Origin of the sequence: Pseudomonas sp. SM4 (assembly GCF_051913165.1) — a bacterium.
In the GTDB taxonomy this organism is placed as follows: Bacteria; Pseudomonadota; Gammaproteobacteria; order Pseudomonadales; family Pseudomonadaceae; genus Aquipseudomonas.
In genome coordinates this window covers 463,720-490,671 of sequence record NZ_JBODOE010000003.1, presented here as the reverse complement: position 1 = coordinate 490,671, position 26,952 = coordinate 463,720, and the positions used below count along the sequence as shown (strand labels likewise).

The window sequence follows — 26,952 nt, the reverse complement described above, 5'->3', positions numbered from 1 at the left end:
TACAGGGAACGCATTCCAAAATGTAGGAGCTGCCGCAGGCTGCGATCTGTTGATCTGCAACAAAAAGCCCGCTGATGCGGGGCTTTTTGGTTTAGGCGGTGGACTTGGCCTTGATCTTCTTCAGCTCTTCATCACGCAACTCGCGGCGCAGGATCTTGCCGACGTTGGTGGTCGGCAGCGCATCGCGGAATTCCACCGAACGCGGCACCTTGTAGCCCGTGACGTTGGCACGCATGTGATCCATCACCTGCTCTTTCGTCAGGGTGACACCCGGTTTGGCAACGATGAAAATCTTGATCGCCTCGCCCGACTTCTCGTCCGGCACGCCGATCGCCGCGCACTGCAACACGCCCGGCAGGGTCGCCAGCACGTCTTCCAGTTCGTTCGGATAAACGTTGAAACCGGAGACCAGAATCATGTCTTTCTTGCGATCGACAATACGCATGTAGCCGTCCGGCTGGATCAGCGCGATGTCACCTGTTTTCAGCCAGCCTTCGCTGTCGAGCATTTCATCGGTGGCTTCCTGACGCTGCCAGTAGCCCTTCATCACTTGCGGACCCTTGATGCACAGCTCGCCAATTTCACCCAGCGGCTGCTCGACACCGGCGTCGTCGATGACTTTGCACAGGGTCGACGGCACTGGAATGCCGATGGTGCCGATCTGGATGTTCTGGATCGGGTTGACCGTGGCCACCGGGCTGGTTTCGGTCATGCCGTAACCTTCGCAGATCGAGCAGCCGGTCACCGCTTTCCAGCGCTCGGCAGCGGCCAGTTGCAGGGCCATACCGCCGGACAAGGTGACTTTGAGCGCCGAGAAGTCCAGCTTGCGGAAACCTTCGTTGTTGCACAGCGCCACGAACAATGTGTTGAGGCCGACGAAACCGCTGAACTTCCACTTCGACAGTTCCTTGACCATCGCCGGCAGGTCGCGCGGGTTGCTGATCAGGATGTTGTGGTTGCCGATCAGCATCATCGCCATGCAATGAAAGGTGAACGCATAGATGTGGTACAGCGGCAGCGGCGTGATCAGGATCTCGCAACCTTCATTGAGGTTCGACCCCATCAGCGCCTTGCACTGCAGCATGTTGGCGACGAGGTTGCGGTGGGTCAGCATCGCACCCTTGGCAACGCCGGTGGTGCCACCGGTATATTGCAGCACCGCAACGTCGCCGCTGTCCGGGTTGGCTTCGGCCACAGGCTGGCCCTGGCCTTTGCTCAGCACGTCATTGAACTTGACGGCCTTGGGCAAGTGATAGGCCGGGACCATTTTCTTCACGTACTTGATGACGCTGTTGATCAGCAGGCGCTTGATCGGCGGCAGCAGGTCGGCGACTTCGGTGACGATGACGTGTTTGACGCCGGTTTTCGGCACCACGGCTTCGGCCAGATGCGCCATGTTGGCCAGGCAAACGAGGGCTTTGGCACCGGAGTCGTTGAATTGGTGTTCCATTTCCCGCGCGGTGTACAGCGGGTTGGTGTTGACCACGATCAGCCCGGCGCGGATGGCACCGAAGACGGCTACCGGGTATTGCAGAACGTTGGGCAATTGCACGGCGATTCGATCACCGGGCTGCAAGTCGGTATGCTGTTGCAGATACGCGGCAAACGCACCGGACAATTCGTACAGTTCACCGTAGGTGATTGTCTTGCCCAGGTTGCTGAAAGCCGGTTTGTTGGCGAAGCGTTGGCAGGACTGCTTCAACACTGCCTGAATATTCGGGTACTCGTCTGGATTGATGTCGGCAGCAATTCCAGCGGGGTACTTATCCTTCCAAAAGTCTTCGATCATGGAAGCCCACTCCTCAGCAACGCGAATTCTTCACCGCATTTGATGCGATTATTATTGGTGTTTGTTTTGTATTGGTGAATCTGGCTTTTAGATAGGCCGAGAAGTCACAAAGCGCGCCGAGAGTAGCAGCTTTGCCGAGGGTCGACTAGAGCCAAAAGCGGCCCATACAGTCATGTTTGTGACTCAAGACTTGCTAACGGTCATTTTAGAGCAAAAATCCTATAACACTTTGAAAGCCCCGGAATTAGGGGCTTAGAAGCAAAAGATCGCAGCCTTCGGCAGCTCCTACATGGGATGTGTTTCCTGTAGGAGCTGCCGAAGGCTGCGATCTTTTTGTTTTCAAGCGTTAAGCGATATCGCGCAACTCACGGCGCAGGATCTTACCCACTGGCGTCATCGGCAACGACTCACGCAGCACGATGTGTTTCGGCACCTTGTATGCGGTGAAATTCTCTTTGCAGTAAGCCTTCAACTCTTCAAGGCTGACGCCGGTCTCCCGCGCCACCACAAACAGCTTCACCGCCTCGCCCGAGCGCTCGTCCGGCACGCCGATCACCGCGCAATTGGCGACTTTCGGATGGGCCATCACCACGTCTTCGATCTCGTTCGGGTACACGTTGAAACCGGAGACGATGATCATGTCCTTCTTGCGATCGACAATCCGTACAAATCCGTCCGGATCGATCACCGCAATGTCGCCAGACTTGAACCAGCCCTCGGCATCCAGCACTTCGGCGGTGGCTTCCGGTTTGAGCCAGTAGCCTTTCATGATCTGCGGGCCCTTGATGCACAGCTCGCCGCGCTCGCCCATCGGCTGCTCGACGCCGTCATCGTTGATGACTTTGAGCAAGGTACCCGGCACTGGCAGGCCGACCGTGCCGAGGCGCGACTGGTCGCCATACGGATTGGTGCAGGCCACGGGCGAGGTTTCGGTCAGACCGTAACCTTCGGTGATGCGGCAACCGGTCATCTGCTCCCAACGCTCGGCGGTGGCTTTCACTAGCGCAGTGCCGCCGGAGTTGGTGAGTTTCAGGCTGGAGAAGTCCAGGGTCTTGAAATCCGGGTGCTCCATCAGTGCGACGAACAGCGTGTTCAAACCCAACAGTGCCGAGAAACGCCAGTTCTTCAGCTCTTTGATGAAGCCGGCAATGTCGCGCGGATTGCTGATCAGTACGTTGTGGTTACCGGAGACCATCATGCACATGCAATTCGCGGTGAAGGCATAGATGTGGTACAGCGGCAGCGGCGCGATCATCACCTCCTGACCTTCGCGCAGCAGTGGCTGACCGTCCGGCCCGAGCTGCGCCAGACACGCACGCACTTGTTGCATGTTCGCCACCAGATTGCCGTGGGTCAGCATCGCGCCTTTCGCCAGGCCGGTGGTGCCGCCGGTGTATTGCAGCACGGCGGTGTCGTCGAGACTGACCTTCAGCGGCTTGATGCCCAGGCCTCGGCCCATGCGCAGCGCGCTCTTGAAGGAGATCGCTTGCGGCAGCGAATACTCCGGGACCATTTTTTTCACTTTGCTGACCACGGTGTTGACCAGCCAGCCCTTGGCGGTGGACATCAGGTCGCCCATCTTCGCTTCGATCAGGTACTGGATGTCGGTGTCAGGCAGCACTTCCTGGACTTTCTGGCCGAACATGTTCAGGTAAACCAATGCGCGCGCGCCGGAATCCTTGAACTGGTGACGCATCTCCCGCGCGGTGTACAACGGGTTGGTATTGACCACAATCAGCCCGGCGCGTAACGCACCGAACACCGCAATCGGGTAATGCAGGACGTTGGGCATCTGCACCGCAATGCGATCGCCCGGCACCAGATCGGTGTGCGCTTGCAGGTAACCGGCGAAGGCGGCGCTCTGGCGTTCGAGTTCAGCGTAGGTCAGGGTCACGCCCATGTTGCTGAACGCCGGGCGATCCGCGAACTTCTTGCAGGAACGTTCAAACACCTCGATCACCGACTTGAACTCGCCCATGTCGATGTCCAGCGGTACGCCGGCCGGGCGCTTGTCGTTCCAGAAATCAGGTTGCATTGTTCTTGTCCTCTTTACCTGAGCCGATCCGGGCCGCTTTCTGTCATTTCTGAAAAAGCGGAGCTTCACGGACACTAGCAGTTATGGCCATTGAGGCAAATACGGGCAAAGCCGTCATTGATCGTGTGAATCTTCGTGCCGTGGCGTGGGCTGATCAGACGCGCTATACAATGTGCCGACTCAGAGCAAAGGAATCGCCATGACCCACGACACCCTATGGCTGGACGCGAGTGACCGCAGCCGCCTGTACGTCAATCGCTGGCTGCCTCGCGCGCCGCTCAAGGCGGTGGTTCTGCTGGCCCATGGCATGGCGGAACACAGCGCTCGGTACGCGCGTTTGGCCGACACGTTTTGCGACAAAGGATATGGGGTGTACGCCGCGGATCTGCGTGGACATGGCAAAACTGCCGATCATGGGACGCTCGGGCATTTCGCCGATGAAGACGGCTGGTGCAAAGTCCTCGGTGACCTCGCCAGCCTCAATCAGCACATCGGCCAACAGCATCCCGGCGTGCCGATCATCCTGCTCGGCCACAGCATGGGCAGCTATCTCGCCCAGGGTTATCTGCTGCACCACAGCGCCAGCCTGCATGGGGCAATTCTCAGCGGTTCGAATTTCCAGCCGGTGGCGCTGTATGGCGCGGCGCGGCAGATCGCCCGCCTGGAAAAACTGCGGCAGGGCGGCAAGGGTCGCAGTGCGCTGATCGAGTGGTTGTCGTTCGGCTCGTTCAACAACAAGTTCAAGCCGGTGCGCACACGGTTCGACTGGCTGAGCCGCGACCCGGCCGAAGTCGATCGATACGCCGCCGACCCGCTGTGCGGCTTCCGTTGCACCAATCAGCTGTGGATCGACTTGCTCGGCGGCTTGCAGCAAATCAGCAAAGCGTCCAATCTCGCCCAGATCGACCCCGGCCTGCCATTGCTGGTGATCGGCGGCGAATGTGATCCGGTGAGTGACGGCAAGCGTCTGACAGATCTGGCCAACGCATTGCGCACAGCCGGCAGCCAGAACCTGCAACTGCAGATCTACCCGCAGGCGCGGCACGAATTGTTCAACGAAACCAACCGCGACGAAGTGATCGCCGATGTGCTGGCCTGGATTGATCAGGTCCTGAGCCATCCGCGCCCTCACCGCAGCGAATAAATTTTTTGTGGATTGATTTGATCCATCAGAGGAATCAAGACCGATGACCCAGGTTACCAACATCCCTTACGAAGCCCTTGAAGTCGGCCAGACCGCCAGCTACAGCAAGACCGTCGAAGAGCGTGACATTCAGCTGTTCGCCGCGATGTCGGGCGACCACAACCCGGTGCACCTGGATGCCGAGTTTGCAGCGGCCAGCATGTTCAAGGAGCGAATCGCGCACGGCATGTTCAGCGGCGCGCTGATCAGTGCCGCGGTGGCGTGCGAGCTGCCTGGGCCGGGCACTATTTATATCGGTCAGCAGATGAGCTTTCAGAAGCCGGTGAAAATCGGCGACACGCTGACCGTGCGACTGGAAATTCTCGAGAAGCTGCCGAAGTTTCGTGTGCGCATTGCCACTCGCGTGTTCAACCAGCGTGATGAGTTGGTGGTGGACGGTGAGGCGGAGATTCTGGCGCCGCGCAAGCAACAGACTGTAACGCTGCCTACTTTGCCGGCCATCAGCATTGGCTGATTGAAAAGATCGCAGCCTTCGGCAGCTCCTACAGGGGAATGCGTTCACTGTAGGAGCTGCCGCAGGCTGCGATCTTGTGCTTTCAAAACACCCATAAAAAAACGCCAGACTAGCTGGCGTTTTTTGTTACTGGCGTACGCTTACGAGCGTGCGCGAGCCTGGTTACGCAGGGCTTTCACCTGGTCGTGGTTGCGCTGTACGCCGTGGTATTGGCGCTCAACCAGATCACGAATGCCCACCAGGTTGTGCTTGTTGATTTTCTCGATGGCTTCACGATAAGCCTTCAGGGCGTGGTCTTCACCGCGCTCGGCTTCGTTCAGTACAGCCTCTTCGTCTTTGCCGGTGAACATGGCTTTGACGTCGACCCAGCGACGGTGCAGGTCACCGCTGACGCTGGTGGAAGTTTCCGGATCACCGCCCAGCTTGCGAACCTCGGCCTGCAGTTCAGCTGCAGCGGTGGCGCAATCGGCAGAGCGGGTCACGAACAAGGTTTTCAGTTCTGGATGCTTGATGTCTTCGGCGCAAGTCTTGAACCCTTCCTGACCGTCCTTGCTGGTTTCAATCAGGTCATTGAGTACAGAGATGGCTTCTTTATTAACGTCGGTCATTTTTCAATTCCTTGCGATCGGTGGAAGATGCAAGGGATATTGCAGTGTGCGTGCCAGCTTTTTCAAAACCAACAAACCCTTATAAATCAGCAACTTAAATACAATTGAACTATCTGTATTGCGGTTATTTGCATGATCTGTCATTTGGCCTGCATGCAGAATGCCTGTATTTTCCAAGCTGATTTGAAGCCAGACGATCTCATTGATGAATCCCGAAAAACTCGAACTGCTGATCACCCGCGAAATGCCCTTCGGCAAATACAAGGGCCGGATCATTGCCGACCTGCCGGGGCCTTACCTGAACTGGTTCGCCCGCGAAGGTTTTCCCCATGGCGAACTCGGTGGCCTGCTCGCTTTGATGCAGGAGATCGACCACAACGGCTTGTCTGACTTGCTCGAACCGCTACGCGCCAAACATGGCAAACCTGCCCCGCGCCACTGAAGCGCCCTCCTCTATAGAGCCAGCCGCCATGCCTGACAACACCCGCCGCGCCCGTGACGAAGCCTTCTGGCAGACGTTTGCCGACCGATACGATGTGCAACCCGGTCCCGTGAACCTGGAGAACGGTTACTTCGGGCGTATGTCGCGCACGGTGATCGAGGAGTATCAGCGCAACATCGAGCTGATCAACACCAGCAACTCGGTGTACGTGCGCCAGCGTTTTGAGCAGCACGACAACCTCGATATCCGCGCACAACTGGCCGAGCTGATTGGTGTGCGCGCGCAAAGCGTAGCGTTCACGCGCAATGCCACCGAAGGTTTGCAGTCGCTGATCCGCAACTACAACCGCCTGCAGCCGGGTGATGAGGTGCTGATCTGCGACCTGGAGTACGACACGGTCAAGGGCGCCATGCGCTGGCTGGCCAAGCATCGCGGCGTCGAGGTGATCGAGATTGCCCACACCCATCCGGCGAGTTTCGACAGTTTGCTGGAGGCGTACCGCGAGGTATTTATCGGCCATCCGAAACTCAAGCTGATGGCCCTGACCCACGTTACCCACCGCACCGGGCTGGTGATGCCAGTGCAAGCCATCGCCGCGCTGGCCAAGGAGTACGGGGTCGACGTCATCCTCGATGGCGCCCACGCCCTGGGGCAGATCGAGTTCGATTTCGAGGCATTGGGTATCGCCTTCGCCGGCTACAACCTGCACAAGTGGATCGGCGCACCACTGACCCTCGGTTTCCTCTATATCGCGCCACAACGCCTGGCCGACATCGACCCCGACATGGGCGAGATGCATTACCCGATCAATGACATCCGCGCCCGCACCTCTTACAGCACACCGAACATTCCGGCGCTGATGACTCTGCCGCTGGTGTTCGAAGAACATCGTTCACTCGGTGGCGCTGCGGCCAAAGGCGCGCGACTCAACTACCTGCGCAACCTGTGGGTCAGCGCCGTGCGGCACTTGCCGGGCATCGAAGTGATGACGCCGGACGATCCACGCTTGTATTGCGGGATCACCGCGCTGCGTTTCAGCCGCCATGACGATCAGCAGGCCATGGCCGAGCGCCTGCTCAATGATTTCAATCTATTTACCGTGGTGCGCAACGGTGCTGCGTGCGGGCCGTGCATCCGCATCACCCCTGGGCTGACGACCACCGCTGGTGACATGCAACTGCTGACCCGCGCGCTGAACGAACTGCGCTGATTGGCTAGACGGTATATTTGTCGAAGTCCTCGGGTTTGATCTGCGAAGACGCGGCAAACGTGTCGATGCCGATCGTGAGGTGGCCGAAGAAACCGTCCTCGTGGGAATCGCGGCCGATCGGCCAGACCGTCAAGGTCGAGGCCTCGCCGCCCATGTCGGCATAAATGCTGTCCTGCGCATTGTTCAGCGCCGTCGTTGCCCGGCCACGATAGGCCTTGGCGTTGAGCACCGAGCGCGAGACAACTTCAGGAAAATACAGCTGCCCGACCCAGGCCACGTTACGTTCTTCGAGAAACTCGTTGCCACTGACGATGCGCACCGCGACATGAATGTGCAGCGCACGACCGGCGTAGAAGCCCGGATAGATCGTGGTGAAACGCACCCTGCCCTTGTGATCGCAAAACTGGCTGCCGCGCAGATACGTGTCATCGTCGGTGCGCGGGATCGAGCCGATGTCGTCGGAGTCGACTTCCAGGTCCGGGTTGATCCGGCTCCAGCCCGAATACGCCCCGCGCGCATTGCAATGCCAAATGTCGACCAGCGCCCCACTGACGGGCTCACCGGTCATTGCATCGACGATGGTCAGGCGCAGCAGCAGCGGCAAGCCGTCAGCGCCTTCGCTGATGTTGCGACGCAACAGTTGCGGGTTACGGAAATACGGCCCGGCGATCTGCTCGGGGGCCAGTTGATAAACGGGGTTCAGTGAGGCTGTTGCAGAGTCTCGATCCATGACACGTTCTCTCTTCCATAAGATGAACGCAGATTAGCGCCATGCAAACGCCTGTGTGCGGTAACTATGTATCGCGTCGTAACTCCGGACTGCGATCTTTTGGCGTCGCCATTTGAAAGCAAGATCAAAAGATCGCAGCCTCGTTGCACTCGACAGCTCCTACATCGCATCCCGCAGCCTCGTTGCCATGTAGGAGCTGCCGCAGGCTGCGATCTTTTGATGTTGGCTTTTCTGTGGGCAAAAAAAACGGTGCGCCGACCGAGCGCACCGTAAAGCCGTAGAACACACAACGAAGTGTTTGGTATCAATCAGTCCAGCAGCGCCAACGCTTCGGCGGTGCATTCCTGAATCCGCGCCCAGTCGCCGTTCTTGATCCACTCTGGATCAAGCATCCAGCTACCGCCCACGCACATGACGTTTTTCAGCGCCATGTAGCTCTTGATATTGGCTGGGCCGACGCCGCCAGTCGGGCAGAATTTCACTTCGCCGAACGGGCCGCCGAGGGCCTTGATTGCCGCGACGCCACCGCTGACCTCAGCCGGGAACAGCTTGAAGCGGCGATAACCCAGACCGTAGCCTTCCATGATGCCGGAGGCGTTGCTGATGCCCGGCAACAGCGGAATCGGGCTGTCGACGCTGGCTTCCAGCAGGTCTCGGGTAATGCCTGGGGTGACGATGAATTGCGAACCGGCCGCTTCTGCCGCCGCGAGCATGTTGCGATCGAGCACGGTGCCGGCACCAGTCATCAGTTCCGGACGCTGGTCGCGCAGGATCTGGATGGCCTTGAGGCCGAACTGCGAACGCAGGGTCACTTCCAGCGCGGTCAGACCACCGGCGGCCAAGGCGTCGGCCAACGGCAGCACGTCCTGTTCGCGAGCGATGGTGATCACCGGCAGGATCCGCGCCTTGGCGCAGAGGCTGTCGATCAGGGCAACTTTGTCCGCCATGGAAACGGTCGGGGATGGGGTTGTCATAGCGGCTGTTCCTTGGCTCATGGGCACCAGTAAATCTCTAACGTAGGTTGCAGAAACGCGCGCACCGGCATGGCGGCGACGTCGTCGGATGCCAGCGCGGCATTCAGGGTGGTCAGCTTCGACTGACCGGAAATCGACAGAATCTTGTGCTTCGCCGACGCCAGCAGCGCACGGCTCATGGTCAGACGCTGACGCGGCACGCTCGGCGCCAGCATCGGCCAGCAACGACGGGTGCCATCGGCCTGCAAGGCTTCGGTCAGGTTCGGGCTGTCGGGGAACAGCGACGCCGTGTGGCCGTCATCGCCCATGCCCAGCACCAGCACGTCAATCGGCGGCAACTCGGCGAGCAAGCGATCAGCCTGTTCGGCCGCCTGTTCGACGTTGGCCGCCGCGCTATAAAGGCTGAGGAACTGCGCCTTGGCCGCCGGACCTTTGAGCAAGTACTGCTTGAGCAAACCGGCATTGCTGTCGGCGTGTTCAACCGGCACCCAACGCTCGTCGGCGAGGGTCACGATGACCTTCGACCAGTCCAGATCCTGCTTGGCCAGGTGCTGGAAAAACGCCACCGGGCTCCGACCGCCGGACACCACCAGCACCGCGTTGCCGCGCGCCGCAATGGCCTCGCTCAATTGCTTGGCGACGTTCAGCGCCAGACCTTCGGCCAACAACACCGGACTGTTGAATTCGTGGGCATTTACGCCCGCCGGCAGTTGCACATTAGATATCGCCATACCACGACCTCCCGTCCCGCGTGATCAATGCAATGGAGCTCATCGGCCCCCACGACCCGGCCGCATACGGCTTGGGCGCGTCACCGGATTTTTTCCACCCGGCGATCAGCTGGTCACACCACTTCCACGCGGCTTCGATTTCATCTTTACGGACAAACAGGTTCTGATTGCCGTTCATCACTTCCAGCAACAACCGCTCGTAGGCATCGGGGATCCGCGCGCTACGCCAGGTGTCGGAGAAATTCAGTTGCAGCGGCCCGCTGCGCAGTTGCATGCCTTTGTCCAGACCCTGCTCTTTGGTCATCACGCGCAAGGAAATGCCTTCGTCCGGTTGCAGGCGGATGATCAGTTTGTTGCTGATCTGCAAGCGTTGTTCCGGCGCAAAAATGTAGTGCGACGGTTCCTTGAAGTGGATGACGATCTGCGACAACTTTTGCGGCATGCGCTTGCCGGTACGCAGGTAAAACGGCACGCCAGCCCAGCGCCAGTTGCGGATGTCGGCCCGCAGAGCGACGAAAGTTTCAGTGTCGCTCTGGGTGTTGGAATTCGGTTCTTCGAGGTAACCCGGTACGGATTTTCCTTCGCTGTGGCCGGCGATGTACTGGCCGCGCACCACTTGCGTGGTCAGGCCTTCCGGGCTGATCGGTGCCAGCGCCTTGAGCACTTTTACTTTCTCGTCACGGATGCTGTCGGCGGACAGGTCGGCCGGTGGGTCCATGGCGATCAGGCAGAGCAGCTGCAACAGGTGATTCTGGATCATGTCGCGCAGTTGGCCGGCCTTGTCGAAGTAGCCCCAACGGCCTTCGATGCCAACCTTCTCGGCCACGGTGATTTCCACGTGGGAGATGTAATTCTGGTTCCACTGGGTTTCGAACAGGCTGTTGGCGAAACGCAGGGCTATCAGGTTCTGAACGGTTTCTTTGCCCAGATAGTGGTCGATGCGGTAGGTGCGGTTCTCCGGGAAGAACTGCGCCACGGCGTCGTTAACCTTGCGCGAGGATTCAAGGTCGGAGCCGATCGGTTTTTCCAGCACGACGCGGGTGTTCTCTGCCAGACCGACTTTCGCCAGGTTCTCGCAAATCGCGCCGTACACCGCTGCCGGTGTGGCGAAGTAGGCAATCATGCGTTGCGTGCTACCGGCCAGTTCAGCCAGCGCCACGTAATCTTCGGATTTGAGGAAGTCGACGTGCAGGTAGGTCAGGCGTGCCAGGAAACGCTCGGCAACGGCCTCGTCCAACTCTTTGCCTACATAGCGGCGCAGTTCGGCGGCGATGAACGCCATGTGCTGCTGTTGGGAACCTTCTTCACGGGCCAACGCGATGATGCGCGTGTCCTCGTGCAACAGGTCGGCGCCATCGAGGTGGTAAAGGGCGGGAAACAGCTTGCGCAGGGCCAGATCGCCAAGCGCGCCGAACAAGGCAAAGGTGCACGGTTCAACCGTAATCGAAGGCATGATGTTTGTTCTTTTATCAAGTTAAGCTACAAATACCTTTTTTCAAGGCATCACTCAAGGGAAAATGTAGTAATAACCACAACATTTTCGCAAAATACAGATTCCGAGTGGTGGTCGCTCGGACGCATCAGTAGGATAGGCCACCGTGACGGGCCATATCAAAGGCCCAATTTGCATAGCCCGGCGCACCTTTGCGCAGGTGAATTAGGAATTCCATATGGACCGCGTGCGAAATTTACTGGAACAGATCCAGAGTCGCCTTGAAGACCTGAACAAGGCCGAACGCAAAGTCGCCGAGGTGATCCTGCTCAACCCGCAGCAGGCCACCCGCTTCAGCATCGCCGCCCTCGCCCAGGCGGCGTCGGTGAGCGAACCGACGGTCAACCGTTTCTGCCGTTCGTTCGGCGTCAGCGGCTACCCCGAACTCAAGCTGCAACTGGCGCAGAGCCTGGCCAGCGGCGCGGCGTATGTCAGTCGCGCGGTCGAGGCCGATGACAATCCCGAGGCGTACACACAAAAGATTTTCGGCAGCGCCATCGCCTCGCTGGACAGCGCTTGCCAGGCGCTCGATCCGAACCTGATCAGCCGCGCGGTCGACCTGTTGATTCAGGCCCGGCAAATCCACTTCTTCGGCCTCGGGGCTTCGGCACCGGTGGCGCTGGATGCGCAGCACAAATTTTTCCGTTTCAACCTCGCGGTCACCGCGCACGCCGATGTGTTGATGCAGCGGATGATTGCTTCGGTGGCGCACACCGGCGAACTGTTCGTGATCATTTCCTACACCGGCCGCACCCGTGAACTGGTGGAAGTGGCGCGCATTGCTCGCGAGAACGGCGCTTCGGTGTTGGGTTTGACGGCGGAGAACTCGCCGCTGGCCAAGGCGAGTACCTTGAGCCTGAACATTCCGCTGCCGGAAGACACCGACATCTATATGCCGATGACCTCGCGGATCATTCAGTTGACCGTGTTGGATGTCTTGGCGACGGGGATGACGTTGCGTCGCGGGGTGGATTTCCAGCCGCATTTGCGCAAGATCAAAGAGAGCTTGAATGCCAGCCGGTATCCGGTGGGTGACGAGTTCAACTGATCCGGAATCTTGGCTGACTGATCTATCGCTATCGCTGGCAAGCCAGCTCCCACAGGGTTCGTGCCGAACATTAATTTTTCGGACACTCATAAAACTGTGGGAGCTGGCTTGCCAGCGATGGGGCCAGCTGAGACGACACAAAACTAAGCCGCGGCCCACGCCTGCAAACTCAAATGCGCCTTCTCCCCCGGCGCCAGGTGCAGGCTGTCTGTCCCGCCCGCGGCCGCTTCCACACAGACAAATTCCGAAATCTCATCCCACGTCACGCCTAACAACGGCCGCGCGCCCGGGTGCCAGACCACCGTGTCAGCACTGTCACCGGTATCGATGCACAATTCGCGCTGCCAGGCGTGATCCTTGAGCTGCAATTCACCGTCATGCTGGAACACCCGCTGACAACCGCCATCTACCCGCAACTCGCCTTCCTGCTGGCAAGACTGGCGATTCAACTGGTCATAACCCTGCGCCCCTTCGAGTCCAGACAGCGCTATCTCACCGACATCGCCAATACGCCAGTAAGCGTGCAAAGCCTGGCTCAACTGGCACGGCATGTCGTCCTGATGCTCGGTGCTCAGGCGCAATTCCATGCGTTCGCCAAGGTGCGCATGCAGGTCAACCTGCCAGTCACACAGCTTTAATTGCCAGTGCAGGCGCACGCCATCTTCGGCGCTGCTGCTGTCGAGCAACTTCCAGTCGAGCAACCGCGCCCAGCCATGTGAAGGCCACGCGTTTTCGCTCGGATGACGGCCATACCACGGCCAACACACCGGCACACCGCCACGGATCGCCCCGACATGCGGCCACTTCGCCGCGCACCACAACCATGGCTTTTGCCCGCGCGGTTGAAAGTGCAGCAACTGCGCGCCCTGACGACTGAACACCGCCTGACACAGCGGGTGATCGATCACCAACACGTCGCGCATCTGATAGCGCTCCCAGGCGAACACCGGTTGTTCACGCAGGGATTTGAAAAAGCGTTGTAGCGGATGCTCATGCATTTGCCACGGTCCTGAAAATCATGGGGGTACTTATCAATCCAAAAGCCTTGCACAGCACTTTGTGGCGAGGGGATTTATCCCCGATTGGCTGCGCAGCAGTCATGAAACCAGCAGATGCAGTCTGTCAGTGATATCGCGATTGCAGTGTTTGGGGCCGCTTCGCAGCCCATCGGGGATAAATCCCCTCGCCACAAAAAACTCTCCAGCCACAAAAATCATCAAGCAACACATCAGACCTGTGTCACAAAAAAAAGCGGACAGCCTTGGCTGTCCGCAAATATGCGCACATAGAGAGGAGCTTATCGCAGACGCGTCAGAACGTAGACTGAATTTTCAGGCCAGCGACCAAAGCGTTGTCCACATCATCCACACCGCCCGGGTGAGTGATGTATTGCAGGTTAGGACGTACGGTCAGCCAATTGGTGACGTGGAAGCCGTAGTTGATTTCGTAGTTGTATTCGGTTTCACGAATCGGCGAGAACACCGGATTGTCGTAATCCGACACACCGTTGGACACGTTCAGCAGCTCGGCGTTTTTCTTCACGTCATCGTTGACGTGGATACGTGCCGCGCCGATACCGACGTCATCCTTCGGACGCGCGTCGAACGGGCCTTTGTAGACAAACATCACCGACTGGTAGTTGTCGATGAAGTTGGTGTCTTTGTCGTGGAACGTGGCGTTGGCCGCGATGTTCAGACCGCGAGTCGCATCACCGTTGTGGCTGGTGAGTTGCTGTTGCGCGACGAACCAGTAGCCACTTTTGCTGCTGTGAGACTTGTAGGCGTCGCCAGTGGTAGCAGCGTCGAAACCGTTGACGTCTTCGCGAACGTCGTCGGCATCGGCCGTGCTCTTGTAGTAACCGACGCGGTATTCGCCCGGCAGGCTGTTGACCTTCGGCGACCAGACCAATTCAACCGGAAGAACGGTACCTTTGGTGCCGCTGCCGCTGAGTTTGAAGCCGTTGCCGTGTTCCAGCTGCGACGGGTTCTGGTTGTACGCACCGATTTGCGCGTAGAGCTCGTCGTTGATGTTGTACTTCACGCGGATGGCAGCCTGGCTAACCGGCCAGTTGTACCAGATGTTGGTGGCCCAGTTACCCACTTGGGAGCCACAGAACGCCAGGTTCTGGAAGTCGCACGGGAAGGTGTTGAAGTCTTCGCCTTCACCGAAGTAACCGGCCTTGACGTCGAGTTTGTTGTCGAAGAACTGGTGCTGAATCCACAATTGGGTCAGACGCACCATGTGGCCACGACCGTAAACTTCCTGCGAGGAGCTGAGGGTGCCGGCACGCGGATCGCCAACGCGGTCGTTGGAGATGTTGTAGCCGTTACGATTGGTCAGCTGGATCTTCGCCTGGGTGTTATCCCAGCCCCACAGCTTTTGCAGATCGAGTGCCACGCCCAGACCGAACTGGTCAGCGTAACGCGCGGTCTTGTCGTCGTTGTAGCCACCGTTCAGGTTGCCACCGACTTCCCCAACGTAGTCGGCCTTGATGTCGATACCCTGCTCGATCAGCTTGGTCCGCTCGCCACCCCAGTCACCGGTCATCCATTTCGAATCGGAGCTGAAGGCATCCGCCGCCATGGCGTTACCGGCCAGCACCAATGCCGCCGCAGCTGACACTTGGCAGATCAACCGGGCATTGACGTGTTTCATTTTCATCCCTACATCCTCGTCTTTATTGTTATTAACTGTTTTTATCTAACGCGGTTTACATAAATTGCGATGGATTACGGGCAATCCACCGCGTGCTCCTTTGTAGGAGTGAGCCCTGTGGCGAGGGGATTCAGCGAAACGTCGCACCGCCCCGATGGGCTGCGAAGCGGCCCCAAAAGCCGGGTCTGCTGCGCAGACCATCGGGGATAAATCCCCTCGCCACAAAAGCCCTCTCGTACATCAAATATTCAGCGGCCTTTGAATTGCGCCACGTTCGCAGACCGCGCATCGGTCTGCGGTTGGCCGGCTGTGCCGAGGCGCTCGCCGGTGTTGGCATCGAACAACAACACTTTCGACGGATCGAATTGCAGCGTCAGGCTCTCGCCCACTTGCGGTGCCACGTCCGGCGCCAGTCGGCAGCAGACTTTGGTTTCATTCAAATTGACGAACACCAGCGTGTCCGGTCCGGTCGGCTCGGTGACCTGCACTTCGGCACGAATGCTCGGCAGGCCATTGCCCTCGCCGTTCGCCAGAACGATCTGCTCAGGGCGCAGGCCGAGGATCACTTCACGATCTTCCAGCCCGGCGTCCTGCATGCTCATCGGCAGCTCGCAGCGGGCCTGGCCGCTGTCGAGCAGCGCCAGCAGACGACCGTCCTTGCGTTGCAGGCGTAGCGGGATGAAGTTCATCGGCGGTGAACCGATGAAGCTCGCCACGAACAGGTTGGCCGGATCGTTGTAGATCTCTTTCGGCGTACCGAACTGCTGAATGATGCCGTCCTTCATCACCGCAACCTTGTCGCCCAGAGTCATCGCTTCGATCTGGTCGTGGGTCACGTAGACCGTGGTGGTTTTCAGGCGCTGGTGCATCAGTTTCATTTCGGTGCGCATCTCGACGCGCAGCTTGGCGTCGAGGTTGGACAGCGGTTCGTCGAACAGATAGATCTTCGGTCGACGCGCCAGCGCACGGCCCATCGCCACACGCTGTTGCTGACCGCCGGAGAGCTGACCCGGCTTGCGGTTCAGCAAGTGTTCGATCTGCAGCAGTTTGGCCACACGCGCGACCTCTTCGTCGATTGCCGCCTGCGGCATCTTGCGAATCTTCAGGCCGAATTCGATGTTCTCGCGCACGCTCATGGTCGGGTACAGCGCGTAGGACTGGAACACCATGGCGATGTCGCGATCCTTCGGGCTCATGCCACTGACATCTTGATCACCGATCATGATCGCGCCGCCAGTGATGGTTTCGAGACCGGCGATGCAGTTCATCAACGTCGATTTGCCGCAGCCCGACGGGCCGACGAGGATCAGGAATTCGCCTTCCTTGATCGACAGTTCGATGTTCTTCAGGGTGTCCGGCAGGCCGGCACCGTAGGTCTTGTTTACGTTGCGAAGTTCGAGCGTTGCCATGATTACCCCTTGACTGCGCCGGCCGTCAGCCCGCGCACGAAATACTTGCCTGCGACCACATAGACCAGCAGGGTCGGCAGGCCGGCGATCATCGCCGCTGCCATATCAACGTTGTATTCCTTGGCGCCGGTGCTGGTGTTGACCAGGTTGTTCAGCGCTACCGTGATCGGTTGCGAATCACCGCTGGAGAACACCACACCGAACAGGAAGTCGTTCCAGATCTGGGTGAACTGCCAGATCAGGCAGACCATGATGATCGGCGTCGACATCGGCAGAATGATCCGCCGGAAAATCGTGAAGAAACCCGCGCCATCCAGGCGTGCGGCTTTCACCAGCGCATCCGGAATGCTCACGTAGTAGTTCCGGAAGAACAGCGTGGTGAACGCCAGACCGTAGACCACGTGGATAAACACCAGGCCGGTGGTGGTGCTCGCCAGGCCCATTTTGCCGAGGGTGAACGAGGCCGGCAGCAGCACGGTCTGGAACGGCAGGAAGCAGCCGAACAACAGCAGACCGAAGAACAACTGTGAACCGCGGAAGCGCCAGAACGACAGCACATAACCGTTCAATGCGCCGATGCCGGTAGAGATGATGACTGCGGGAACGGTGATCTTGATCGAGTTCCAGAAGTAACCGTCAACCGTGGCCCAGGCCTTGACCCAGCCGATGCCGCTGACCACGGTCGGCCAGCTCAACAGGTTGCCGGTGCTGATGTCTTCCGGGGTCTTGAAGCTGGTCAGCAACATGACCACCAGCGGCACCAGATAAAGCAGGACAGCGAGGATCAGCACCGCGTAGATTGCGATGCGACTCAGGCTGATAGCAGGTTTGGCAGCGAGACTAGTCATTGCGCTTGGTCCTCAGCTCGGAATACAGGTAAGGCACGATGATCGCGAGGATCGCGCCGAGCATCAGAATCGCACTGGCCGAGCCCATGCCCATCTGGCCGCGACTGAAGGTGAAGGAATACATGAACATCGCCGGCAGGTCGGAGGAATAACCCGGGCCACCGGCGGTCATCGCCGCGACCAGGTCGAAGCTCTTGATCGCAATGTGCGCCAGAATCATCACCGCGCTGAAAAACACCGGACGCAGGCTTGGCAGCACGACTTTCCAGTAGATCATCGGCATGCTCGCGCCATCGATCTGCGCGGCACGGATGATCGATTGATCAACGCCACGCAGGCCGGCGAGGAACATCGCCATGATGAAACCCGAGGCTTGCCAGACAGCGGCGATCACCAGGCAATACACCACGCGATCAGGGTCGATCAGCCAGTCGAGACGGAAGCCTTCCCAGCCCCAGTCACGCAACAATTTGTCCAGGCCCATGCCCGGGTTGAGCAGCCATTTCCACGCGGTACCGGTCACGATCATCGAGAGCGCCATCGGGTACAGGTAAATGGTGCGGATAAAGCCTTCGCGACGGATGCGCTGATCGAGAAACACCGCCAGCAACACGCCGATCACCAGAGTGATACCGATAAACATACCGCCGAACACCGCGAGGTTTTTGCTCGCGACCCACCAGCGATCGTTGTCGAACAACCGCGCGTATTGCGCCAGACCGGCCCACTTGTAGTTGGGCAGGAAGGTCGAGGTGGTGAACGACAGCACGAACGTCCACAGGATGTAGCCATAGAAGCCCACCAGCACGATGAACATGCTCGGCGCCAGCACCAGTTTCGGTAGCCAACGCTGCAATGCATCGAACGGCGAGGCCTTGCTGAACACAGCAACAGAACTCATGGGGAAATCCAGAATAAAGATGACAAGGGCATTTCCCTGTAGGAGTGAGCCCTGTGGCGAGGGGATTTATCCCCGTTCGGCTGCGAAGCAGTCGCAAAACCATTGCATGCGGTGTTTCTGAAACTGCGCCGCTGCAACTTTCTGGGGTCGCTGCGCAACCCAACGGGGATAAATCCCCTCACCACAAAAGCTCACTCCTACAGGGGCCAAGCATTACTTGGCGGACTTGATCGCTGCGCCAAGTTTCTTGGCGGTGTCGGCCGGGTCGGCTTTCGGGTCGTTGATGTAGTTGGTCACGACATCAAAGAACGCGCCTTGCACCGCCAGCGTGGTCGCCATGTTGTGCGCCATGCTTGGTTGCAGGCCGCCGGATTTGGCGTCAGCCAGGAAGTCCTTGGCAGCAGTCTGTGCGCAGGAGTCGAAGCCCAGCGCTTCCATGTTGTTCAACATGTCGTTGCGAACCGGGATCGAGCCTTTGTTGATGCTGAAGACTTTCTGGAAGTTTTCACCCAACACGACTTTGGCGATGTCCTGCTGACCGGCCGCAGTGCCTGCGTCCTTCTGCTTGAACACGGCCAGCGAATCGATGTTGTAGGTGAAGGCCTTGTCGGTGCCCGGGAAGGCTACGCACTGGTAATCCTTGCCGGCGATTTTCTTCGCGGCGGTCCATTCGGACTTGGCCCAGTCACCCATGATCTGCATGCCGGCCTTGCCGTTGATGACTTTGGCCGCTTCCAGGTTCCAGTCCTGACCTTTGCCGTCGGCGTCCATGTAGGTGGCGACTTTCTTCAGCTCGGTCAGCGCTTTGACCATTTCAGGACCGGTCAGCGCGCCGTTGTCCAGATCAACCAGGGCTTTCTTGTAACCATCAACACCCATGACCGAGAGCACCACGGCTTCGAACACGGTGCTGTCCTGCCAAGGCTGACCGCCGTGCGCCAGCGGAATGAAGCCCGCAGCCTTGAGCTTGTCGCCAGCGGCATAGAATTCTTCGAGGGTGGTCGGGTTCTTGGTGATACCGGCTTTCTTGAAGACTTCCGGGTTGATCCATAGCCAGTTCACGCGGTGAATGTTCACCGGTACGGCCACGTAATCACCGTCGTACTTCACGGTATCGGAGACTTTCTTGTCGAGCAGGCTGTCCCATTTTTCCGACTTGGCGACGTCTTTCAGCACGTCGGTATCGAGCAGGCCGGTCGACGCCCATTCCTGGATGTCCGGGCCCTTGATCTGAGCAACACCAGGCGGGTTGCCGGCGACTGCGCGGCTTTTCAGCACGGTCATGGCAGTCGCACCGCCACCACCGGCAACAGCGCCGTCTTTCCAGGTAAAACCGTCTTTTTCGACTTGCGCCTTGAGCACATCAACAGCGGCTTTTTCGCCACCGGACGTCCACCAGTGCACGACTTCGACCGAACCTTTGGATTCGGCAGCGGAAACACTGAGAGGCAGAATTGCGAGCGGGAACAGGGAGGCGACAGAAATGACAGTAGCGAGGCGAGAAATCGCATTCATCTGAGATGTACCTTTCTTGTTGTTATGCATGCAAGTCTGGTGCTTGCGCTGCACAAGAGTTTAAACAGGACGTTTCCCTTCGCAGGTAACGAAGGGACGCGCGAATGTCACCACATGGTTACACAGGAGAACCCTGAGACAACTGCGCTAAAGCAGTCGCCATACTCGGTGACAAGGGTAGACGAGGGATCAGCACGGCTTGCCAGGCATGATACAGATCGGGCTTGCCCGCCCAGATATCGGCGCTGGGGATGTTTTGCGGATTGAGTTCGTGGTGCCAGCTGCCGTCGCAACGATCGATGAAGTTCACTTCGCAGAATTCCCAGAACAGCCGGTACCAGCTTTCGTATTGCTCATCGCCGGTGCGTTTGAGCAAGGCACTGGCAGCCGCGCTGGCCTCGGCGTGCGTCCAGTGCAGACGATGGCGGACCACGGCTTTGTTGCCCCAGTCGAGGGTGTAGACGATGCCCGGCAAACCATCGACGTTCCAGCCGTTGCGGCAGTTGTTCTCAAAGAGTTTCTGCGCGTCGGTCGCCAGCCAGCCGGGGGTGAGCATGCCAGCCTGAACCCGTGCAGCTTCGAGGTGTAACAGCAACCGCGCCCATTCGAAACCGTGGCCCGGCGTGGTGCCGTAGGGGCGGAAACCGTCAGCCGGATTGTCGTGGTTGTACTCGCGCAACGGTTGCCAGTCGCGGTCGAAGTGCTCGATGACCATGTAACCGTTGGCGGCAGCGTGGCCGTGAATCACCCGCTCGACGATGCGTTGCGCACGCACCAGCCAGCGCGGGTCTTCGGTGACATCGGCCAGTGCGAGGAATGCTTCGGTGGCGTGCATGTTGCTGTTGGCGCCGCGATAGGCTTCTTCTTCGCTCCAGTCGCGATTGAAGAACTCGCGCATGGCGCCCTCTTCTTCGCTCCAGAAATAGGTGTCGATGATGTCGATGGCATCATCGAGTAACGCTTGGGCGCCGGGACGTTTGGCGACCACCGCGGAACTCGCGGCCAGCGCGACGAACGCGTGCAGGTAGGCGTTCTTGCCGGTGTTGTCGTCGCGGTGTTCGGCGACCGCAAACCAGCCACCGTGCAACGCATCACGTAACGGCCCACGCAGGGCGGCGATGCCGTGATCGATCAGTTCGGCGAAACCCGGCAGGCCCTGAATGTGGGCCATGGCGAAGCTGTGGGTCATGCGCGCGGTGTTCATGGTTTCGGCTTGCGCGTTCGCGGGCAGACGGCCGCGTTCGTCGAGGTTGCCGAAGCCTTGCGGCAGTTTTGCTGCCTTGGCGAAATCCAGCAGGCGCAGGCCTTCAGCGGCGAGCCATTGCTGGTGGGCAGGGGCGTTCAGCCAACTGCTGAAGCCGGGTTGGAAGCGATCCATGGGTGGCCTTTTTTGTTGTTATGACTGCGCGGAGTCTAAACAACGGGCCGGGATGGGCTTGTAACGAAGGGGGCGGGTTTTGTCACTAGCCAGTGACATTGGCAAGAGCAGAGTCAAAAGATCGCAGCCTTCGGCAGCTCCTACAGGGATCAGTGTAGGAGCTGCCGAAGGCTGCGATCTGTTGATCTTCAGTCCGCCGAACGCGGCAATTGCAGGGTCACCCGCAACCCACCCTCACGCAAATTCTGCAACGTCACCTCTCCGCCATGACTGTGAGCAATATTGCGCGCAATCCCCAACCCCAGCCCATACCCCTGCTGCTGCCCCGCCAACCGGAAGTGCGGCTCAAACACCTGCTCCAGCCGCTGCTCGGGCACACCCGGCCCTTCATCATCGACATGCAAGACAAACGCGCTGTCATCGTCATCGATGTGCAGATGCGCGTTCTGCCCATACTTCAACGCATTGTCGATCAGGTTGCCGATGCAACGCTTCAACGCCAGAGGCTTGCCCGGATACGCCGCCAGCGCGCGGCCATGCTGAGTCACGCGCCCATTGCCGTTCGGCGCCAGATACGGCTCGACCAGACAATCCAGCACATGGTTAAGGTCCACCGGCTCGATGTTCTCGTGGATGTCGGTGTCTTTCACGCATTGCAGCGCGCCTTTGACCAGCAACTCCAACTCATCCAGATCGCGGCCGAACTTGGCTTGCAGTTGCTCGTCTTCAAGCAATTCGACGCGCAAACGCAAACGGGTGATCGGCGTGCGCAAGTCATGGGAAATCGCGCTGAACAACTGGCTGCGCTCGGTCAGGTAACGGCTGATGCGCTCGCGCATGCTGTTGAAGGCGCGGCCCACTTCGACCACTTCACTGCCGCCGCCTTCAGCCACCGGCTCGACGTCGGCGCCCAGCGACATGTCCCGCGCGGCCCGTGCCAGGCGCTTGAGCGGCCGGCTCTGCCAGTGCACCAGCACACCGATGAACAGCAGCAGAAAACCGCTGGTGAGGACGATGAACCACACCTGTTGCGACGGCAGGCCTTGTTCTTCGAGGCTGGTGTACGGCTCCGGGAGCAAAGAAGCGATGTACAGCCATTCGCCCGGTGCCATCTGGATTTGCGTGACCAGCACGGGCGGGTTCACCGGTTCCAGGGTCAGCGCGTAATGCGCCCAAGAGCGTGGCAACTCATCGAGTTTCAGCCCGGCATTGAAGATTCGCAGATCTTCGGGGCTGACAAAGGTCACCGAAATATCGGTGTCATGGCCCAAGGTCTGGCGCAGCACTTCGTCGACCGCTTTCATCACCGCGGCTTTACGCGGTGTTACCGGTAAAACGTCCATGCCCAACGGTTTGTCGTTGAGCGTCACCACGAAGCGGGTGCCGCCCATGCTGCGCAACTGATCGAGCACCAATGGCCGGTAAGCCACCGGCAACGAGCGGAAATAACTGACGCTGGCGGTCATCGAATGGGCGAGGCTGCGGGCGCTAGTGACCAAGCCTTCAAGCTGGGTGGCGCGCAGTTGCGAGACCCAGATCACGCTGGACAACGTCTGCGCAAACAGCACCGCCAGCAAGGTCAGCAGCAACATCCGCCCGAGCAGCGAGCGTGGCACCGGCACCTTGGCGGCGAGTTTACGCAGCGACTCAGTGACCATTGCCGGCAACCACATTGGCTGCCAGTTGATAGCCGCTGCCACGTACGGTGCGGATCAGTCGTGGCGGTTTTTCGGTGTCGCGCAGACGCTGGCGCAAACGGCTGACGGCCATGTCGACGATGCGATCGAGTGGCATCAGATCGCGGCCCCGGGTGGCGTTGCCGATGGTGTCGCGGTCGAGGATTTCCTGCGGGTGATCGAGGAAGAGTTTCAGCAGGGCGAAATCGGCGCCGGAGAGAATCACTTCCTCGCCGTCGGTGTGAAAGAGACGATGGCTGACCATGTCCAGCCGCCATTCATCGAACGCCAGCACCTCACTGCCGCTGCGTTCCTGGCCAAATTGCGCACGGCGCAGCAGGGCCTTGATCCGCGCTTGCAGTTCGCGGGGGCTGAAGGGTTTGCCGAGGTAATCGTCAGCGCCGAGTTCAAGACCGATCACGCGGTCGGCTTCGTCGGAACTGGCGGTGAGCATGATGATCGGCACCTGCGCCTGACGCGGATGCTGACGCACCCAGCGGCACAAGCTGAAGCCGTCTTCGTCGGGGAGCATGACATCGAGGATCACCAGATCGCTCGGCGCTTCATTGAGTGCCTGACGGAAACTGGCGCCATCGGCGGTGGCCCGCACCTGAAACCCGGCGCGGGTCAGGTAGGTTTCCAGCAACTCGCGTATTTCCTGGTCGTCATCGACCAACAATATCGACTTGTTGACTGAGCTCACTTCGAAGGCATCCTTGTTGTTGGAATTGGGGCGGATTATGCCTGATGAACCTTGGAGATTTGTTGTCTGTTCTGGCCTCATCGCTGGCAAGCCAGCTCCCACAAGGATCTGTGTCGTTCACAAAACCTGTGGGAGCTGGCTTGCCAGCGATGAAGGTGACTCGGTATCAAGCCTGTTCGAGGGCCACACCCGCGCCAACGAGGCCAGAATACGGCGCTGTCACCAGCCACACCGGAATGCCTTTGAAGTAATCGCTCATGCACCCTTTGTCAGCGAAGCTACGGGCAAAACCGCTTTCGAGGAAGAAATCGGCAAAGCGTGGAATCACCCCGCCAACGATATACACCCCGCCACGCCCACCCGTGGTCAGCACGTTATTGCCGGCCACACGGCCGAGCCAGCAGCAGAACTGCTCCAACACTTCCAGCGCAATCGGATCACCCGCCAGCCCGGCTGCGGTAATCGCTTCCGGCGTATCGAGTGTCGGTTCATGTCCGTCCACCGCGCAGATCGCCCGGTAAACCCGTGGCAATCCACCTCCGCTCAACGCGGTTTCCGCGCTGACATGGCCAATCTCATTGTGAATGTGCTGCCACAATTGCGTTTCACGCGGGCTGCTCAGCGGCAGATCGACGTGACCGCCCTCGCCCGGCAACGCCGCAAAACGACCTTCACCCAAATCAAGCAAAGTACCGACGCCAAGACCAGTGCCCGGGCCGATCACCACCGCAGGGCGCAACGGCTCCGGCGTACCTTCGCAAACCACGCGGAATTCGCCCGGCTGCAAACGGGTCATGCCCAGCGCCATCGCCGAGAAGTCGTTGACCAGCAATAACTGCTCGACCTGCAAGGTTTGGCAAAACGCCTTACGGCTCAGCCGCCAGTGATTGTTGGTGAATTTGAATTCATCACCACTGACCGGGCCGGCCACCGACAGGCACACCGAACCGATCGAACCCGGCGCCAGACCGAGCCCGCTCAGGTAGAGGCTGATCGCCTCTTCCGGGCTGGCGTGGTCGGCCGTGGCCAAGACCTGAACCGATTCCAGTTGCTGGTTTTTCCACAACGCAAATCGCGCGTTGGTGCCTCCGATGTCACCGACCAAAGCCAGTTTCAATTAAGCGTCTCCAGGGCAGAAGTAAAGGCGCTGGCGCCCTGCTCCGCCGAGCTGAAGGCCATGCGCATGAAGCCAAACAGTTCGCGTCCGCTGCCGATGTTGTTGCCCAACAGGCCTTTGGCAGGTTCGCGCGCTGCAAATTCGTCGGCATCGACCTTGAGTTCCAAGGTGCCTTTGACGCCATCGACGCGGATGATATCGCCCTCTTGCACGCGCGCCAAAGCGCCGCCGACATAAGCTTCGGGGCTGACGTGAATCGCCGCCGGGATTTTCCCCGAGGCGCCGGACATGCGCCCGTCAGTTACCAGCGCGACTTTGAAGCCGCGATCCTGCAGCACGCCGAGGAACGGCGTCATCTTGTGCAGCTCGGGCATGCCGTTGGAGCGCGGGCCCTGGAAGCGCATCACGGCAACAAAATCTTTCTCCAGCAGACCAGCCTTGAACGCGTCGGCCAGATCCTGTTGATCCTGGAACACCATCGCCGGTGCTTCAACGATCTGGTTTTCCAGCGCGACGGCGGAAACCTTCATCACACCGCGGCCGAGGTTGCCTTCCATAACGCGCAAACCGCCTTCCTGCGAGAACGCACGAGCGACCGGACGCAGGATGTTTTCGTCGAGGCTGTCGACCGGGCCTTCGCGCCAGACCAGCTCGCCGTTATCAAGGAACGGTTCTTTGGTGTACTTGCTCAAGCCGTGGCCGAGCACGGTGTTGACGTCTTCGTGCAACAGACCGGCGCCAAGCAGTTCGCGGATCAGGAACGACATGCCGCCCGCTGCCTGGAAGTGGTTGATGTCGGCTTTGCCGTTCGGATAGACGTGGCTCAGGGTCGGCACGACTTCGGAGAGGTCGGCCATGTCTTGCCAGGTCAGTTGAATGCCTGCGGCCATGGCGATGGCCGGCATGTGCAGGGTGTGGTTGGTCGAGCCGCCGGTGGCGTGCAGCGCCACAATGGAGTTGACCAGCGACTTCTCGTCGACGATTTCGCCGATCGGCATGAAGTTGCCGTTCTGCTTGGTCAGGCGCGTGACCTGGTGCGCGGCTTCGCGGGTCAGCGCATCACGCAGCGGCGTGTTCGGGTTGACGAAAGAAGCGCCCGGCAAGTGCAGGCCCATGACTTCCATCAGCAACTGGTTGGTGTTGGCGGTGCCGTAGAACGTGCAGGTGCCCGGGCTGTGGTAGGACTTCATCTCCGATTCCAGCAGCTCTTCGCGGGTCGCTTTGCCTTCGGCGTACTTCTGGCGCACGTCGGCTTTTTCCTTGTTGGAAATCCCCGAGACCATCGGCCCGCCCGGTACGAAAATCGTCGGCAAGTGGCCGAAACGCAGCGAGCCCATCATCAAACCCGGGACGATTTTGTCGCAGATGCCGAGCATCAGCGCGCCGTCGAACATGTTGTGCGACAGCGCCACCGCGGTCGACATGGCGATCACTTCGCGGCTCGGCAGGCTCAGTTCCATGCCCGGCTCGCCCTGGGTCACGCCGTCGCACATCGCCGGGGTGCCGCCGGCGAACTGGCCGACCGAGCCGATTTCGCGCAGGGCGTTTTTGATCTGTTCCGGGAACACTTCATACGGCTGGTGCGCCGAGAGCATGTCGTTATACGACGAAACAATGGCGATGTTCGCCGAGTTCATCATCCGCAAGCTGTGTTTGTCTTCACTGCCGCAACCGGCCACGCCGTGGGCGAAGTTGGCGCATTGCAGCTTGCCGCGCATCGGCCCGTCAGTGGCGGCGCCGCGAATCAGTGCAAGGTAAGCCTGACGCGTGGCGCGGCTGCGGGCGATAAGCCGTTCGGTGACCTCAAGAACGCGGGGATGCATGTGTAGAACTCCAGGCTAACGGATGTGGCGACCTGATTGTCTATGCTGATCAAACGCCGTTGTTGTTGGAATGACAGACGGCTTTTTTGACCAATCGGACCAGTTGATTCAGGTCACTCGTTGTAGATAAAACAAAATATTGCCACTAAAAAGGCTTGTTTTCTATTTTTATGCGAATAATCTTGTAATTCCAACAACAAAACGACGGCG

23 protein-coding genes are annotated in these 26,952 nt (G+C 59.4%); 5 read left to right on the top strand and 18 right to left on the bottom strand.

The features are described 5' to 3' along the window. Positions 1 to 91: 91 nt before the first annotated feature. Positions 92 to 1,789, bottom strand: coding sequence for a long-chain-fatty-acid--CoA ligase FadD1 (gene fadD1, locus ACQ4MY_RS07885; RefSeq protein WP_440094655.1), 1,698 nt, complete (start codon positions 1,787 to 1,789; stop codon positions 92 to 94). A 346-nt stretch (positions 1,790 to 2,135) separates the two neighbouring features. After that, the gene (fadD2, locus tag ACQ4MY_RS07880; RefSeq protein WP_008082825.1) at positions 2,136 to 3,824 is read right to left on the bottom strand and encodes a long-chain-fatty-acid--CoA ligase FadD2; all 1,689 of its coding nucleotides are present in this window, start codon (positions 3,822 to 3,824) and stop codon (positions 2,136 to 2,138) included. Between the two features lie 199 nt (positions 3,825 to 4,023). On the opposite strand from fadD2, the gene ACQ4MY_RS07875 reads away from it, so the two are divergent. Together ACQ4MY_RS07875 and ACQ4MY_RS07870 are read left to right on the top strand one after the other, a co-directional pair. Next, the gene (locus tag ACQ4MY_RS07875) at positions 4,024 to 4,968 is read left to right on the top strand and encodes an alpha/beta hydrolase (RefSeq protein WP_008082822.1); all 945 of its coding nucleotides are present in this window, start codon (positions 4,024 to 4,026) and stop codon (positions 4,966 to 4,968) included. Between the two features lie 43 nt (positions 4,969 to 5,011). Further along, entirely contained in the window at positions 5,012 to 5,482 is a 471-nt protein-coding gene (locus tag ACQ4MY_RS07870) for a MaoC family dehydratase (RefSeq protein ID WP_003227420.1), read from the top strand. Between the two features lie 140 nt (positions 5,483 to 5,622). Here the strand turns inward: ACQ4MY_RS07870 and ACQ4MY_RS07865 are convergent, their stop codons facing one another. Next, positions 5,623 to 6,090: a ferritin-like domain-containing protein gene (locus ACQ4MY_RS07865; RefSeq protein WP_008082820.1), complete on the bottom strand. Its 468-nt coding sequence runs from the start codon at positions 6,088 to 6,090 to the stop codon at positions 5,623 to 5,625. Between the two features lie 205 nt (positions 6,091 to 6,295). On the opposite strand from ACQ4MY_RS07865, the gene ACQ4MY_RS07860 reads away from it, so the two are divergent. Together ACQ4MY_RS07860 and ACQ4MY_RS07855 are read left to right on the top strand one after the other, a co-directional pair. Continuing rightward, positions 6,296 to 6,532 carry a DUF3820 family protein gene (locus tag ACQ4MY_RS07860; protein ID WP_003227425.1) on the top strand — a complete coding sequence of 79 codons (237 nt, stop codon included), beginning with the start codon at positions 6,296 to 6,298 and terminating at the stop codon, positions 6,530 to 6,532. Positions 6,533 to 6,560: 28 nt separating this feature from the next. Next, the gene (locus tag ACQ4MY_RS07855; protein ID WP_440094651.1) at positions 6,561 to 7,742 is read left to right on the top strand and encodes an aminotransferase class V-fold PLP-dependent enzyme; all 1,182 of its coding nucleotides are present in this window, start codon (positions 6,561 to 6,563) and stop codon (positions 7,740 to 7,742) included. 4 nt (positions 7,743 to 7,746) lie between these two features. Here ACQ4MY_RS07855 and ACQ4MY_RS07850 read toward each other — a convergent pair whose 3' ends face one another. From ACQ4MY_RS07850 to zwf, 4 genes are all read right to left on the bottom strand, one after another. Continuing rightward, on the bottom strand, positions 7,747 to 8,472 hold the full coding sequence (locus ACQ4MY_RS07850) for an intradiol ring-cleavage dioxygenase (protein WP_008082816.1): 726 nt from the start codon (positions 8,470 to 8,472) through the stop codon (positions 7,747 to 7,749). 308 nt (positions 8,473 to 8,780) lie between these two features. After that, positions 8,781 to 9,446, bottom strand: coding sequence for a bifunctional 4-hydroxy-2-oxoglutarate aldolase/2-dehydro-3-deoxy-phosphogluconate aldolase (locus ACQ4MY_RS07845; RefSeq protein ID WP_008082815.1), 666 nt, complete (start codon positions 9,444 to 9,446; stop codon positions 8,781 to 8,783). 17 nt (positions 9,447 to 9,463) lie between these two features. Continuing rightward, positions 9,464 to 10,177 (bottom strand): 6-phosphogluconolactonase, encoded by a 714-nt coding sequence (gene pgl, locus ACQ4MY_RS07840; RefSeq protein WP_440094649.1) that lies wholly within the window; start codon positions 10,175 to 10,177, stop codon positions 9,464 to 9,466. Next, positions 10,164 to 11,630: a glucose-6-phosphate dehydrogenase gene (zwf, locus tag ACQ4MY_RS07835; RefSeq protein WP_077574250.1), complete on the bottom strand. Its 1,467-nt coding sequence runs from the start codon at positions 11,628 to 11,630 to the stop codon at positions 10,164 to 10,166. The genes pgl and zwf overlap by 14 nt, the downstream gene beginning before the upstream one ends. A 226-nt stretch (positions 11,631 to 11,856) precedes the next feature. Here zwf and ACQ4MY_RS07830 point away from each other — a divergent pair, with 226 nt between their 5' ends. Beyond that, positions 11,857 to 12,717 carry a MurR/RpiR family transcriptional regulator gene (locus ACQ4MY_RS07830; protein ID WP_171057240.1) on the top strand — a complete coding sequence of 287 codons (861 nt, stop codon included), beginning with the start codon at positions 11,857 to 11,859 and terminating at the stop codon, positions 12,715 to 12,717. A gap of 143 nt (positions 12,718 to 12,860) precedes the next feature. On the opposite strand, the gene ACQ4MY_RS07825 is transcribed toward ACQ4MY_RS07830, so the two are convergent. The 11 genes from ACQ4MY_RS07825 to edd form a co-directional block, all read right to left on the bottom strand. Continuing rightward, the gene (locus ACQ4MY_RS07825) at positions 12,861 to 13,715 is read right to left on the bottom strand and encodes a D-hexose-6-phosphate mutarotase (RefSeq protein WP_440094647.1); all 855 of its coding nucleotides are present in this window, start codon (positions 13,713 to 13,715) and stop codon (positions 12,861 to 12,863) included. A gap of 313 nt (positions 13,716 to 14,028) precedes the next feature. Beyond that, positions 14,029 to 15,378 carry a carbohydrate porin gene (locus ACQ4MY_RS07820; protein ID WP_440094645.1) on the bottom strand — a complete coding sequence of 450 codons (1,350 nt, stop codon included), beginning with the start codon at positions 15,376 to 15,378 and terminating at the stop codon, positions 14,029 to 14,031. A gap of 242 nt (positions 15,379 to 15,620) precedes the next feature. After that, complete coding sequence (locus ACQ4MY_RS07815) at positions 15,621 to 16,781, bottom strand: ABC transporter ATP-binding protein (RefSeq protein ID WP_422607883.1); 1,161 nt, start codon at positions 16,779 to 16,781, stop codon at positions 15,621 to 15,623. Between the two features lie 2 nt (positions 16,782 to 16,783). Next, a complete protein-coding gene (locus ACQ4MY_RS07810; RefSeq protein ID WP_077574252.1) occupies positions 16,784 to 17,629 on the bottom strand; it encodes a carbohydrate ABC transporter permease in 846 nt (281 codons plus the stop codon). Beyond that, the gene (locus tag ACQ4MY_RS07805; RefSeq protein WP_008082808.1) at positions 17,622 to 18,530 is read right to left on the bottom strand and encodes a carbohydrate ABC transporter permease; all 909 of its coding nucleotides are present in this window, start codon (positions 18,528 to 18,530) and stop codon (positions 17,622 to 17,624) included. The genes ACQ4MY_RS07810 and ACQ4MY_RS07805 overlap by 8 nt, the downstream gene beginning before the upstream one ends. A 213-nt stretch (positions 18,531 to 18,743) precedes the next feature. Further along, positions 18,744 to 20,045, bottom strand: coding sequence for an ABC transporter substrate-binding protein (locus ACQ4MY_RS07800; protein ID WP_158832197.1), 1,302 nt, complete (start codon positions 20,043 to 20,045; stop codon positions 18,744 to 18,746). 118 nt (positions 20,046 to 20,163) lie between these two features. After that, positions 20,164 to 21,423, bottom strand: coding sequence for a D-mannose isomerase (locus tag ACQ4MY_RS07795; protein WP_440094642.1), 1,260 nt, complete (start codon positions 21,421 to 21,423; stop codon positions 20,164 to 20,166). Between the two features lie 188 nt (positions 21,424 to 21,611). Continuing rightward, complete coding sequence (locus ACQ4MY_RS07790) at positions 21,612 to 23,081, bottom strand: ATP-binding protein (RefSeq protein ID WP_008082803.1); 1,470 nt, start codon at positions 23,079 to 23,081, stop codon at positions 21,612 to 21,614. Next, positions 23,071 to 23,802, bottom strand: a complete 732-nt coding sequence (locus tag ACQ4MY_RS07785) for a response regulator (RefSeq protein ID WP_025112821.1) — start codon at positions 23,800 to 23,802, stop codon at positions 23,071 to 23,073. Before ACQ4MY_RS07785 ends, ACQ4MY_RS07790 begins: the two co-directional genes overlap by 11 nt. Positions 23,803 to 23,968: 166 nt before the next feature. Continuing rightward, on the bottom strand, positions 23,969 to 24,919 hold the full coding sequence (locus ACQ4MY_RS07780; protein WP_440094640.1) for a glucokinase: 951 nt from the start codon (positions 24,917 to 24,919) through the stop codon (positions 23,969 to 23,971). Further along, the gene (gene edd, locus ACQ4MY_RS07775) at positions 24,916 to 26,742 is read right to left on the bottom strand and encodes a phosphogluconate dehydratase (protein ID WP_008082799.1); all 1,827 of its coding nucleotides are present in this window, start codon (positions 26,740 to 26,742) and stop codon (positions 24,916 to 24,918) included. The genes ACQ4MY_RS07780 and edd overlap by 4 nt, the downstream gene beginning before the upstream one ends. Positions 26,743 to 26,952 lie beyond the last annotated feature (210 nt).